The sequence below is a fragment of the Planotetraspora silvatica genome (assembly GCF_016863315.1).
Classification (GTDB): Bacteria; Actinomycetota; Actinomycetes; order Streptosporangiales; family Streptosporangiaceae; genus Planotetraspora; species Planotetraspora silvatica.
The window spans coordinates 58,916-71,738 of the sequence record NZ_BOOQ01000045.1; the positions used below are offsets into that span (position 1 = coordinate 58,916).

The 12,823-nt window shown below is 71.4% G+C and carries 9 protein-coding genes and 1 tRNA gene; 6 read left to right on the forward strand and 4 right to left on the reverse strand.

The features are described from left to right. Nucleotides 1-57: 57 nt before the first annotated feature. The 3 genes from Psi02_RS30315 to yjfF are packed head-to-tail and all read left to right on the forward strand — an operon-like array spanning nucleotide 58 to nucleotide 3,604. Nucleotides 58-1,569, forward strand: coding sequence for a sugar ABC transporter ATP-binding protein (locus Psi02_RS30315; protein ID WP_239095289.1), 1,512 nt, complete (start codon nucleotides 58-60; stop codon nucleotides 1,567-1,569). Beyond that, entirely contained in the window at nucleotides 1,566-2,618 is a 1,053-nt protein-coding gene (locus tag Psi02_RS30320; protein WP_203979255.1) for an ABC transporter permease, read from the forward strand. Before Psi02_RS30315 ends, Psi02_RS30320 begins: the two co-directional genes overlap by 4 nt. Next, on the forward strand, nucleotides 2,615-3,604 hold the full coding sequence (gene yjfF / locus Psi02_RS30325) for a galactofuranose ABC transporter, permease protein YjfF (RefSeq protein WP_203979256.1): 990 nt from the start codon (nucleotides 2,615-2,617) through the stop codon (nucleotides 3,602-3,604). Before Psi02_RS30320 ends, yjfF begins: the two co-directional genes overlap by 4 nt. 72 nt (nucleotides 3,605-3,676) lie before the next feature. Here yjfF and Psi02_RS30330 read toward each other — a convergent pair whose 3' ends face one another. Beyond that, nucleotides 3,677-4,591, reverse strand: coding sequence for an RNA polymerase sigma-70 factor (locus Psi02_RS30330; protein WP_203979257.1), 915 nt, complete (start codon nucleotides 4,589-4,591; stop codon nucleotides 3,677-3,679). A 105-nt stretch (nucleotides 4,592-4,696) separates the two neighbouring features. Between Psi02_RS30330 and Psi02_RS30335 the strand changes: the two genes are divergently transcribed. Together Psi02_RS30335 and Psi02_RS30340 are read left to right on the forward strand one after the other, a co-directional pair. Beyond that, a tRNA-Ala gene (locus Psi02_RS30335) sits at nucleotides 4,697-4,769 on the forward strand. A gap of 284 nt (nucleotides 4,770-5,053) precedes the next feature. Then, a complete protein-coding gene (locus Psi02_RS30340; protein ID WP_239095290.1) occupies nucleotides 5,054-5,839 on the forward strand; it encodes a GntR family transcriptional regulator in 786 nt (261 codons plus the stop codon). Nucleotides 5,840-5,846: 7 nt separating this feature from the next. Here the strand turns inward: Psi02_RS30340 and tmpA are convergent, their stop codons facing one another. From tmpA to Psi02_RS30355, 3 genes are all read right to left on the reverse strand, one after another. Further along, complete coding sequence (gene tmpA, locus Psi02_RS30345; protein WP_203979258.1) at nucleotides 5,847-7,502, reverse strand: 2-trimethylaminoethylphosphonate dioxygenase; 1,656 nt, start codon at nucleotides 7,500-7,502, stop codon at nucleotides 5,847-5,849. 216 nt (nucleotides 7,503-7,718) lie between these two features. Further along, complete coding sequence (locus Psi02_RS30350; protein WP_203979259.1) at nucleotides 7,719-8,261, reverse strand: DUF308 domain-containing protein; 543 nt, start codon at nucleotides 8,259-8,261, stop codon at nucleotides 7,719-7,721. A gap of 87 nt (nucleotides 8,262-8,348) precedes the next feature. Next, nucleotides 8,349-9,935, reverse strand: a complete 1,587-nt coding sequence (locus Psi02_RS30355) for a tannase/feruloyl esterase family alpha/beta hydrolase (protein ID WP_203979260.1) — start codon at nucleotides 9,933-9,935, stop codon at nucleotides 8,349-8,351. A 138-nt stretch (nucleotides 9,936-10,073) separates the two neighbouring features. On the opposite strand from Psi02_RS30355, the gene Psi02_RS40855 reads away from it, so the two are divergent. After that, nucleotides 10,074-12,797 (forward strand): helix-turn-helix transcriptional regulator, encoded by a 2,724-nt coding sequence (locus Psi02_RS40855; protein WP_275415297.1) that lies wholly within the window; start codon nucleotides 10,074-10,076, stop codon nucleotides 12,795-12,797. Nucleotides 12,798-12,823 lie beyond the last annotated feature (26 nt).

Sequence of the window (12,823 nt, forward strand, 5' to 3'; positions counted from 1 at the left end):
TGAGACCAGACTGCGAGGGGACGGGGCCCCTCGCCTTCTCTCTGAGAGGAGCCCAGCATGCCCGGAGCCGTGCTGGAGATGATCGGCGTCAGCAAGGGATTTCCGGGAGTGCGGGCGCTGGCGGACGTCGACTTCCGGCTGTTCCCCGGAGAGATCCACGCCCTGATGGGCGAGAACGGGGCCGGGAAGTCCACCCTCATCAAGGTGCTGACCGGAGTGCACGCCGCCGACGCGGGGGAGGTGCGGCTCGGCGGTGACCGGGTGTCGGTCACCGGCCCGCAGCACGCGCAGACCCTCGGCATCAGCACCGTCTACCAGGAGGTGAACCTCTGCCCGAACCTGACCGTGGCGGAGAACGTCTTCATCGGCCGCGAGCCGTCGAAGGCCGGCGCGATCCGCTGGCGTGAGATCCGCCGCCGGGCCGCCGAACTGCTCACCCGCTTCCACGTCGACGTCGACCCGGGTGTGCGGCTCGGCGCGTGTTCCCTGGCGATCCAGCAACTCGTGGCCATCGTCCGCGCGGTCGACATCTCGGCCAAGGTGCTGATCCTCGACGAGCCGACGTCCAGCCTGGACCGCGACGAGGTCGAGCAACTGTTCACGGTCATGCGCAGGCTCCGCGACGACGGGGTGGCGATCCTGTTCGTCTCGCACTTCCTCGATCAGGTCTACGAGGTGAGCGACCGGATGACGGTGCTGCGCAACGGCCGTCTGGTCGGGGAGTTCCCTACGGCGGACCTGAGCCGGATCGACCTCGTCGGCCACATGACCGGCCGGATGCTCAGCACGCTCGAGCAACTGCACGTCCCCGAGGAGACGGCCCGCGTCCAGGCCGAGCCGGTCCTGAAGGCCCAGGGCGTCGGCCGCCGGGGCTCGATCGCGCCGTTCGATCTGGAGATCCATCCCGGCGAGGTGGTCGGTCTCGCCGGGCTGCTCGGCTCGGGCCGTACGGAGGCGGTACGGCTCATGTTCGGCGCGGACGTCGCCGACTCGGGCACGGTCGCCCTCGGTGGAAAGCCCGTTTCGCTGCGCGGTCCGAACATCGCGATCGACCACGGCGTCGCGTTCTGCCCGGAGAACCGTAAGAGCGAGGGACTCATCGAGGACCTGACCGTCGGCGAGAACATCGTGCTCGCGCTGCAGGCCGCCAACGGCTGGCTGCGCCCGCTGTCACAGGCCAAGCGCCAGGAACTGGTCGGGCGCTACATGACCGCGCTCCGGATCAACCCGGCCGACCCGGACATGCCGGCGCGGAACCTCAGCGGCGGCAACCAGCAGAAGGTGCTGCTCGCCCGCTGGCTCATCACCCAGCCGAAACTGCTCATCCTCGACGAGCCGACCCGCGGCATCGACGTCGGCGCCAAGGCGGAGATCCAGAAGCTCGTCGTCTCACTGGCGGAGGACGGGGTCGCCGTGCTCTTCGTCTCCGCCGAGCTCGAAGAGGTCCTGCGGATCAGTCACAAGATCGAGGTCCTGCGGGACCGCCGCCTGATCGCTGAGATCGGCAACATCGGCTCCGTCACGCCCGAGGGGATCTTGGAGATCATCGCGAACGGAACGACATCATGAAGGCGGTCACCGGGCACCGTCTCTTCTGGCCGGCCGCCGTGCTGGTCGTCATGCTGCTGGCGAACCTGGTCGTCACCCCGGGGTTCTTCTCCATCCAGGTGCGGAACGGTCACCTCTACGGAAGCCTGATCGACATCCTGCTGCTCGGCTCGCCCCTCATGCTCGTCGCACTGGGGATGACCGTCGTGATCGCCACCGGCGGGATCGATCTGTCGGTCGGTGCGGTCGTGGCGATCTCGGGGGCGCTCGCCTGCTACCTCATCAGCGGGCAGGAGGACCAGGGCGCGGTCTCCGGGGTGCTGGTCGCCGTCGCGCTCGCACTGGTGCTGTCCGCGGTCCTCGGGTTCTGGAACGGGCTGTTCGTGGCGCGCGTCGGCATCCAGCCGATCATCGCCACGCTGATCCTGATGGTCGCCGGACGCGGGGTCGCCCAGCTGATCACGTCGGGGAAGAACATCAACGTCAACAGCCCGCCGTACAAGCTGATAGGCGGCGGCTACTGGCTGACGCTGCCGTTCGCGGTCATCGTCGTGGCCGTGGTGGTGGCCCTCACCGGCCTCGCCGTACGGCGGACCGCCCTCGGCATGTTGCTGGAGGCGATCGGCGGCAACGCGGAGGCGTCCCGGCTGGTCGGCATCCGCTCCCGGCGGCTCATCGTCCTGGCGTACACCTTCTGCGGGGTGTGCGCGGGCATCGCCGGGCTCATGATCAGCTCCAACATCTCCACGGCGGACGGCAACAACGCGGGGCTGTGGATGGAACTGGACGCGATCCTCGCGGTGGTGATCGGCGGCACGGCGCTGACCGGCGGCCGTTTCACCCTGGCGGGCACCGTGCTGGGCGCACTGGTCATCCAGACGTTGTCCACCACGATCTACACCACCGGCGTCCCCCCGCAGGTGACGCTCGTGTTCAAGGCGGTCGTCGTGGCGATCGTCTGCCTGATCCAGTCGCCGGCCTTCCGGGCGAAGGTGTTCCGACGCCGAGCCAGGCCCGCTGCACCTCCGCCGGCCTCACCGGCCGCGGCGGACGTGGAGGTGAACGCATGACCACGCTCGGTATGAGAGGCCCCGTGCGGATCCGGCGGGAGCACGCCGCCGTCCTGGTCACCTTCGGGCTGCTGGTCGCCATGTTCGCGGCCGGTTCGATCGTGTACCCGGGGTTCGGGTCCGGCCAGGTCGTGGTCGACCTGTTCATCGACAACGGCTTCCTGCTGGTCATCGCGATCGGCATGACGTTCGTCATCCTCACCGGAGGCATCGACCTGTCGGTGGGCGCGGTGGCGGCGCTGTCGGCCATGTTGTGCGCCTTCTTACTGGAACAGTGGCACTGGCCGGTGGCGGCCGTGCTGCCGCTCGTGCTCCTGGTGGGAATCGGGTTCGGGTTCGGGATGGGCTACGTCATCCACCATTTCGAGATCCAGCCGTTCATCGCGACGCTGGCCGGGATGTTCCTCGCCCGTGGCCTGTGCTTCGTCATCAGCATCGACCAGATCTCGATCACGAACCCGTTCTTCACCGAGTGGGCGCAGACGCGGATCCCGCTGGGGGAGGAGACGAACCTCACGCCGACGGTGCTCATCGGGCTCGCCGTCCTCGCCGGCGCGTTCTGGACGTTGCACTACACGCGCTTCGGCCGGGCCGTGTACGCCATCGGCGGCAGCGCGCAGTCGGCGCTGCTGATGGGCCTGCCGGTGGCCAGGACCAGGATCGGCGCCTACATGGTCAGCGGCCTGTGCTCCTCGCTCGGCGGCCTCCTGTTCGCCTTCTACACGATCTCCGCGAGCGGGTTGCACGAGGTGGGGACGGAACTCGACGCCATCGCCGCCGTGGTGATCGGCGGCACGCTGCTCACCGGCGGCTCCGGCTATGTGGTCGGCACCGCGCTGGGCGTCATGCTGCTCGGGACCATCCAGACCATGCTCAGGTTCCAGGGCACGCTGAGCTCGTGGTGGACGCGGATCGCCATCGGCGTCCTGCTGCTGCTGTTCATCCTGCTCCAGCGCCTGCTCGGGTCGTCGAGGACCAGACGCTGATCCCATGCCCCGTACCGGCGGGCCGGCACCGATCAGGGGCGCCGCCGGTGCGGTCGGGGGAGCGCGGGTCGCTCACGTCACTCCGGACGCGGGCGGCCCGGGGAGATGGTCGATCTTGTCGGGGTTGGCGATGAGGTAGACGGTCTCGATCAGCCCTCCGCTGATCACGAGGGAGATGACCGTGATCACGCGGCCGTCCGCGCTCAGGACCACACCCGGGGCGCCGTTCACATCGGTGATCTCCATGCCGATGTCCGTGGTGAGCGGGGCGCCGATCGACTGGAGGAAACGGATGATGCCGTCCTCGGTCGCGATGGCGGTCAGGAAGGCGGCGACGTTGCGGGAGCCGTCGAGGACCCGCAGTGGCGCTCTGGCCTTGCCTCCGCCGTCGCCGACCAGCGTGACCTCGCCCGCCAGCATCTTCATGAGACCGTCGAGATCGCCACCGGTGCACGCGCCGATGAACCGCTCGGTCACCTGCCTGCGCCGCGCCCTGTCGACGTCGAAACGCGGCCGCCGCTCGCGCACGTGGTCACGCGCCCGCCTCGCGAGCTGCCGTACGGCGGGCTCGCCCCGGCCGATCATCTCGGCGATCTCGGCGTGGGAGAACCCGAACGCCTCCCTCAGCACGAAGACCGCGCGTTCGAGCGGCGACAACGTCTCCAGCACCACCAGCAGGGCGAGTTCCACGCTGTCGGCCACCTCGGCCCGCTCCGCGACGTCCGGCGCCGTGATGATCGGTTCGGGCAGCCACGGGCCGACATAGGTCTCCCGCCGCGACTTGACCTTGCGCAGCCTGTCGATCGCGAGGTTGGTCGTCATGCGGACGAGGTACGCCTTCGCGTTGCCGATCTCCGCCGAGTCGACCTCCGACCACCGCAGCCAGGTCTCCTGGACCACGTCCTCGGCGTCGGCGGCGCTCCCGAGGATCCGGTAGGCCACGCCGGTGAGGAGATCGCGGTGCTCGTTGAACCGTTCAGTGGTCATATGCGATCAGATGTATCACAGGGGCCCGTATGCCACATCTCTCCGGCGAGACTCCTTCGATTACCGGCTCCCGCGCGGAGTCCTATATAGTTTCACTCGTTGCAAGGGGCTATAGCGCAGCTGGTAGCGCACCTCCATGGCATGGAGGGGGTCTGGGGTTCGAGTCCCCATAGCTCCACTCGTGACAGGGACTTGCCGGTCGCCATTCTCAGATGGCTTCCGCAGGTCCCTTTGTCGTTCAACCGGGGAGTCTCCGGAGCCCTCGGCGGGCTGTCGGCGCATCCGCGAAGCCGAGACGATCGACTTCGACCAGGACAGCGTGCCCGACGCGTACAAGACCACTCAGGTGTTCAGGTCACACCGCCGAAAGGCGAACGGGCGGAGCCGGCAGGCGCGTCGGCGGCGGATAGAGTCGCCGGACGGCTGTTCGCGGAAGCGCCGGCAGAGTCGGCAGGAGACCGGATGAAGGACCAGGACGGGGCGCGGCGGGGCGCGGACGACGGCGTGATGTATCGCCGGGTGGCCGCGGATCTGCGCGATGCCATAGCGGACGGGGTGTACGGCTCGGGCGGCAAACTGCCCGCCGAGGCGGCCCTCGCCGAGCGTTACGGGGTCTCCAGGGGCACCATCCGGCAGGCCCTGGCACTGCTGCGCTCGAACGGCCTGGTCACTTCCCGGCGCGGCACCCGGCGCGTGGTGCTCGGCACCGCGCCGGTGCAGAGTTTCTCCGAACTGCTCAGCTTCACCAGCTGGGCGCGGTCGATAGGCGAAGATCCCGGCGCCGTCCTGGATTCCATGGTGGTCCGCCCCGCGGACGACCAGGAGCGCAAGCGGCTCCGCCTGGAACCGGACGCCGAGGTGTACGCGGCGCTGCGTGTGCGTACTCTGTCGGGCCGTCCGGTGATGATCGAACGGACCTTGTACCCGGTCTGGGTCGGCGAACTCGTGGCCGAACTGCCCGTCACCGAGGTGTCCTACACCGAGCAGCTGCTGGAGCACGGCATCGTGTTCGCCGACGCCGACCACACGATCGACCTGGCCTACGCGGACGCCGACGACGCCCGGCTGCTGGGATGCGCCGACGGGACCGCGCTTCTGCGCGAACGCCGCCATACGACCGATCCGGCGGGGCGGCCTCTGGAGTGGTCCGAGGACCGTTACCTGCCGGGCACCGTCGCCTTCACGGTGCACAACTCCATCGCCGCCTCCGCGTTCTCACGCCTGCGCCGCGCCGGCCCGGCCCGCTGACGCGCGGTCAGCGGCGCAGCAGCGAGGCGAGCAGCGGCCGGAAGTGCTCGAAGTCCGGGGTCGACGCGTCGGCTTCCTTGGCTTCGTCGTCCCAGCGCCGAACCGCGACCGCGTCGGCCGCGCCGGGCAGGGCGGCGAACGCGGCGGCCTGCTGTTCGTCCATGGGGCCGCCCTGCACCTGAAGGGTGTACTCCGACGCCTCCGAGAGACGCGCCCGGTAGCCGGGCTCGACCGCGCACAGGTAACGCTTGGCGGCGACGTGCAACCGCACCGGTTCGGTGACCTCCGGACCGAACCAGCGGGCCAGCAGGTCGGCGCCGGTGTGGCTGTGCCGGTTGTCGGTGCCCGCCATCAGTTCGTCACCACTGATCGGCCCCGCGAAGTGGCCGACGTCGTGCAGGAGGGCGGCCGCCACCAGGTGCGCGGGAGCGCCCGCGGCCTCGGCGAGAGCGCCCGCCTGCAGCATGTGCTCGGCCACGGTGACCACCTCACCGAGGTAGTCGGCCGAACCCGGGCCGTTGAAGAGCTCGGCGAGCTCGTCCAGGACGGCGGTGCGCCGCAGCACCGCCAGGGTGCTCGCCAGTCCGTCGAGGTCGGCGTAGGCGCCCTGCAGGTGCCGGGCTCCCGACTGTTCGAAGGCGGTGCGGGCGTGCAGGAGCCGCGTGTTGTCGAAGATCAGGCAGTCGCCCGGCTCCAGACGGAACGTCAGCTGCAGTTCGGGACGCAGCAGCAGCTCGGCGAAGGTGCGGTAAGCCGCGTAGAAGGCTTCGAGTTCGCGGGCGGGCAGTCGCAGGGTGCCCATCGACCGGTTGTTGAACCGCACCTCGCGGATGCGGCCCGTCGGGTCGAGGTCGATCAGCGGGCGGTGCGCCGTCAGTTCGGCGCGGGCGTCGCGGTAGCCGAAGGGTACGGGGGTGCTGGTCAGCACGGCGAACGCCTCGGGGTCCTGTTCGCGGAGCAGCGCCGCGGCGCGGAACCCGTCGACGAGTCCGGAGTCGCCACCCTCGGCCGCGTTCCGGAGGCAGTGCAGGATCTGGATGGTCGGGACCGGGTCGCGGTACGGGTTGTCGGTGTGCGGGGTGATGGCCAGCGAGGAGAAGGCGAGGTTGTCCGGAGCGGGCTCCACCCGGACATCGAAGAGCTCGCCGTAGTTGGTCTCACGAACGAATCCGAAAGACCGGGCGACGGCCAGGACCTGGCCCTCCTCGGCAGGCACGGACCGCAGCAGCGCGAAGCCGAGCCGCTGCACGGCCTCCAGCACCCGCGCACGCTCCCGGTCGGCGGACAGATAGGCCGACCAGTCCGCCTCTGGCAGTGCCCCCAGGTCCGCGGCTTCCCACAGCTGCTTTCCGGCCTCGTTGCGGTGGTCCCCCTGGGCCGGGTCGCCCGGCCGGGCGGTCAGCCACTCAACGGCGTAGAGCGAACGGTGGCCGTCCGGCGACCAGATCACCTCCACCGCGTCCGCGCCGTGGACCTGCCGCGCGGCCGCGGTACCGATGGCGAGGGCATCCGGCAGGTCGGTGATCTGGAAGAGCTTCTGCCCGCTGCGCGGATCGCGGCACGCGGCACACGGGCAGTTGTCCCGCAGCCACATCGGAGGCAGCCCCGTGACGAGGGCTGCGGGGTCGGTCGCAGGGGGCACGGAAATCGGCAGATCCGGCATGGTCGTCCTCCAGAAGAAAAGTTGTATAGCCAACTTTGCCCAACCTGGTGTCCGACAGGCGAGCCAGGGAGGACCACGCGGTGAACCCACGCTGTCGTGTTCAGGGGAGAGCGGATCCGATCACGTGGCCGGCGCGCCGGAAGGCGGAACGCTCAAGCGCGTCGATCACGAGCCCGGCCTGCCGTGTTGATCTCCGGTTCCTCGATGGACCCCGGGTCAGGCCGGGACGTCACGCCTCCGGCGACGCCGCCAGGCGAGCGCCGCGGCCTGGAGGACGAAGAACGTGCCGCCCGCGGCCGTGTAGGTGACCAGCGGGTCGAGGCTCGGGTGCTCGCCCGCCGCCTGGACGAAGTACGTCGCGCCCGCGATCACCGACAGCGCGCCGGCGATCAGCATCGGCCACTGCCGGCCCAGTTCGGGGCCGCGCCGCCGTACGGCGACCGTGAACTGGGCCGCACCGGAGACGACGGCCCAGACGCCGAACGCGATCAGCACCGCAGCGGCGCCGCTGACGGCCGTGACGCCCAGGGCGACGGCCGCGAGGGCACTCAGCGCGGTGTTGAACACCTGAAGCGTCCGGGCCGAGCTGCCGGGATCCTCCCGGGCGTCGAGGAGTGAGGCCACCACGTCGATCAGCGGATACGCGACGAGCAGGGCGACCGACACGGTGGAGAGCGAGTCGTGCACGGCCGTGAAGCCCACGGCCCAGGCGATCGCGACGAGGCCGCGGACGAGGTAGATGCGCTGCAGGATGGACATGAGAGTGCCGGCCTTCTTCCAACATCGGTGCGGGGAACGCGGCGGTCCCGGGCTGCTCCCGGGACCGCCGCCGTCAAGCGGTGCGGATCAGGGGGTCGCGCAGCGGTGGCTGGAGGCCGCCGCCGGGTCGCCGTGCCCGGTGTAGCGGTCCACCTGCGGGTACCGGCACACGTCGCGGGTGACGGGCCTGCCGTCGGCGCCGGTGGTCGACGCAGCGAGGGTGGCCGGAGCCTGGCCCCTCTCCACCCACTTCACCAGCGCGCCCAGGGCGTCGGTCGGCTGCGGGCCGGGGCCGCCGCCGCAGTGGGCCACGCCGGGGAGCAGGAAGAGCCGGAAGAAGTCGTCGACCTTCTTGTCGCCGCCCATCAGCCGGTCGACGCGTTCGCGGTAGTCGACGCTCCCCTGGGTGGGGACCAGCGCGTCAGCCTGGCCGTGCCAGCTCAGCAGCTTGCCGCCGGCCTTGCGGAACGCGGACAGGTCCGGGTCGTCGGTGCCGATGACTTCGTTGAAGTCCTGCTGGGACTGCCGGAAGATCTGGGCGAACTCCCGGTAGGTCAGCGTGGTCGTGTCGAACCGCGGATCCTTTTCCACGAAGTACCTGACCCAGCTGTCCGCGACGAAGAACGGCGCGCCGACCTGGGCCAGATAGCCGAAGCTCGCGCCCTTGTTCGGGCCGTACCAGAGCTTCTCGCCGTCCGGCGAGACCGGGCCCGCCCAGATCTTGTCGACCACGTCGGCGTCGGCGGCGGAGATGGTGATCTCCTTGCCGTCGCAGAGAACCTTGGCGCCGATCAAGCGGTGCGCGTCCCAGTGGCAGCTCTGCGGATCGCCGATGATGCCGTCCTTGACGCCGTCGAGGGCGTCACAGGCCTTGACCGCCGCGGTGTTGAACGCCTCGAGCTCGCACTGGGTCGGGTAGGTCTTCTCCTCGTTGAAGACCACCTGCGGCCAGAGCGTGGCGACCGCGAACCGGTCCCAGTTGGTCGCCGGCGCGTCGGCCAGGATGCCCTGGAAGTCGTCCGGATGGTCCTGCGCCTCCGCGAAGCCCTGACGGCCGCCGGTCGAGCAGCCGTTCCAGTACGCGTACCGCACCGGGCTGCCGTAGAACTTCCGCGCCACGTCCTTGCCGACGACCGCCATGTCGTGCAGCGACCGCGAGGCGAAGTCCTTGAGCAGCGGGGTGTCGACCTCGCCGTCGGCGGTCAGCGCCCATCCGCTCACGTCGATCGGGGAACTGCCGACACCGGCGTCGGTGGCCGCCGCCACATAACCGGCCTTGACCGCGGTGACCAGCGGGGCGCCGAAGTCGCCGGCCAGATAAGCGCTGCCGCCGGTGGCCTGGAACCGCCCGGTCCACCTGTGCGGGTCCTGGGGCAGCGAGATCTTGACCTTGACATGGTCGTTCGCGCCAGGATGGGTGAGTGTGACCGTGACGTCGCACCAGGCCGGGACGTCGGTGATCGGTGCCGGCGTGGGCAGCGGGGGTGCGTCGGGGAACGTGACGGTGCCTCCGGCGTGCGCGGCCGCCGTCACCGACTCGACCCTGGCGCCGGGCGGCGCGGAGACGTGAACCGTGGAGCACACGGTCGTGGCGGCGTCGCCGGCGGCTGTCGGCGCGAGCGCCGCCGACAGCGGAACTATCGCCGCGGCCATCAACATGATCAGGCGTTTCATGCCTGCCACTGTCACTCGGAGTGCACCGGCGTCGCCCCAGGGAGGTACACGGGGGTTCTCCCCGGCGTCCCTGGTCCGGGCCGGCGCCGTGGCCGGGTGTAGCGTCCTGGCGAGGGGAGGACGCAGGGGGAGGACGAGGTGCCGAGTAACACCCGGGGTTTCGAGCTGCGCGGCCGGCAGCGCGAGCGGGACACGATCGACCGCCTGCTGCGCGACGTCCACGACGGCCGGAGTCACGTGCTGGTCCTGCGTGGTGAGCCGGGTGCCGGCAAGACCGCTCTGCTCGATTATCTGATCGGGCGTGCGCCGGCCGGCCGGGTGACCCGCACGGCCGGGGTCGAGCCGGAGTCCGAGATCGCGTACTCGGCGCTGCAGCAGCTCTGCGCGCCGCTGCTCGGCCGGCTCGAGCGGTTGCCCGAGCCGCAGCGGTCCGCGCTCGCCACCGCCTTCGGGCTGACCCCCGGCGACCCGCCGGAGGGCCTGCTCGTCGGGCTGGCCGTACTCGGCCTGTTCGCCGAGGCCGCGTCGGAGCAGCCGCTGGTCTGCGTGGTGGACGACGTGCAGTGGGTCGACCGGATGTCGGAGGTGATCCTCACCTTCGTGGCCCGCCGGCTCGACGCCGAGTCGGTCGCACTGGTCTTCGCCTCGCGCAGCCCCGGAGACGAGCAGGTGCTCAGCGGCCTGCCGGAACTGCGCGTCGACGGGCTGCCCGACGCGGACGCGCGGGCGCTGCTCGACTCGGTGCTCACCGGCCCGGTCGATGCGCGCGTACGCGATCGAATCATCGCCGAGACGCGGGGAAACCCGCTGGCCCTGCTCGAACTGCCCCAGGGCCTCACACCGGCGGAGCTGGCGTTCGGGTTCGGCCCGCAGAGCGCGACACCCCTCGTGAGCCGCGTCGAGGAGGGTTTCCGGCAACGCATCGCGGCGCTGCCCGCGGACACGCGCCGTCTGCTCGTCACCGCCGCCGTCGAGCCGGTCGGCGACATGACCCTGCTGTGGCGCGCGCTCGAACGGCTGGGCGTCAGTCCGGACGCCGTCGCGCCCGCGGAGGCCGCCGGACTGGTCGAGTTCGGCACCCGGGTTCGGTTCCGGCACCCGCTGGTGCGTTCGGCCGCGTGGCGGTCGGCCGACGCGGCCGAGTTGCGCGAGGCGCACCGCGCGCTGGCCGAGGTGACCGACCTGGGCCGGGATCCCGACCGGCGCGCCTGGCACCGGGCGCATGCCGCGGTGGGACCGGACGAGGAGGTCGCGAGCGAACTGGAACGCTCGGCCGACCGGGCGCTGGCCCGCGGCGGCCGGGCGGCGGCGGCGTCCTTCCTCGAGCGGGCGACCGAGCTGACCGCGGACCCGGGACGACGGGCGACGCTGGCTCTGGCCGCCGCTCATGCCCACTTCGCCGCCGGGGCCCCCGCTCAGGTGCCGGGCCTGCTGGCCGCCGCCGAGCTGGGTCCGCTCGATCCGCTGCAGCGGGCCGGCATGGAGCGCCTGCGGGCCCAGGTCGCCTTCGTGCTCAACCCCGGCAGGACGGCGGGCCCGCCGCTGCTCGCCGCCGCCCGCAGGCTCGAGACGCTGGACCTCGCCGCGGCTCGGGAGACCTACCTCTCGGCGCTGGGCGCCGCCGTGTACGCCGGTCGGCTCGGCGGAGGCGACCTGCGCCGGGCCGCGGAGGCCGCCCGAGCCGTCCCCGCCGGTGAGGAGCCGGCCGGTCTCCTGCTGGCCGGTCTCACGGCGTGGAGCCTGGACGGGTACGCGCCGGCTGCGCCGCTGTTGCGCCGGGCGCTGGAGGCGCTAACGGCGGACGAGGATCTGGGCCTGTTGTGGCTGGCCGGACCCGTGACGCACGAGGTGTGGCAGGACGAGAGCTGGCACCGCCTCACCGAGCAGGCGGTCGGCTTCGCCCGCGCCACCGGGGCGCTGTCGCTGCTGCCCACCGCGCTGGTCTTCCGCGCCGGCGCGCTGCTGTTCGAGGGCAGGTTCGCGGACGCGTCGGATCTGCTCGACGAGGTCGGCGCCCTTGGACGGGCCACCGGCCTGGCCGTGCATCCGTCCGCCTCGCTCGCCCTGGCCGCCCACCGAGGCCGGGAACTCCCCGCGCTGGAGCTGATCGAGGCCACGGTCAAGGACGCCGACGCCCGCGATGAGGGCCGGTTGCTGGGCCTGGCCGGCTATGCCAAGGCGGCGCTCTTCAACGGGCTCGGCCGTTATCCGGATGCGCTGGAGGCAGCCCGGCAGGCCGTCGAGTACGAGGACCTGGCGGTCCTCAACTGGACGCTCGGTGAGCTGATCGAGGCGGCGGTGCGCAGCGGCGACCCGGCGGCCGCGTCGCAGGCGCGCGAGCGGCTCGCGCAACGGGCCGCGGCCGCCGGGACGGACTGGGCGCGTGGCGTCCGAGCCCTCGCCGACGCGCTGGCCGGTCCGCAGGGGCAGGCCGAGGAGCACTACCGCGAGGCCATCGAGCGGCTGTCCGCCACGCGGATCCGGCTGCCACTGGCCCGGGCTCGCCTGCTTTACGGCGAGTGGCTGCGCCGGGAGAACCGCCGCGGCGACGCCCGGGGCCAGTTGCGCGCGGCCCACGACGCGTTCACCACCATGGGCGCGGAGGGCTTCGCCGAACGGGCCGGCCGGGAGCTGGCCGCAACCGGCGAGACCGTCCGCCGGCGGACCCTGGGAGCGCGCGAGGAGCTCACCTCCCAGGAGGCGCAGATCGCCCGCCTGGCCGTGTCCGGCCGGACCAATCCCGAGATCGGCGCCGTGCTGTTCCTCAGCCCGCGAACGGTCGAGTGGCATCTGCGCAAGGTCTTCATCAAGCTGGGCATCGGATCGCGCCGCGAGCTCGCCGCGGCGCTGCGTGGCCGGTGAACCCCAGGGGCCGCCCCAGGGAGTCT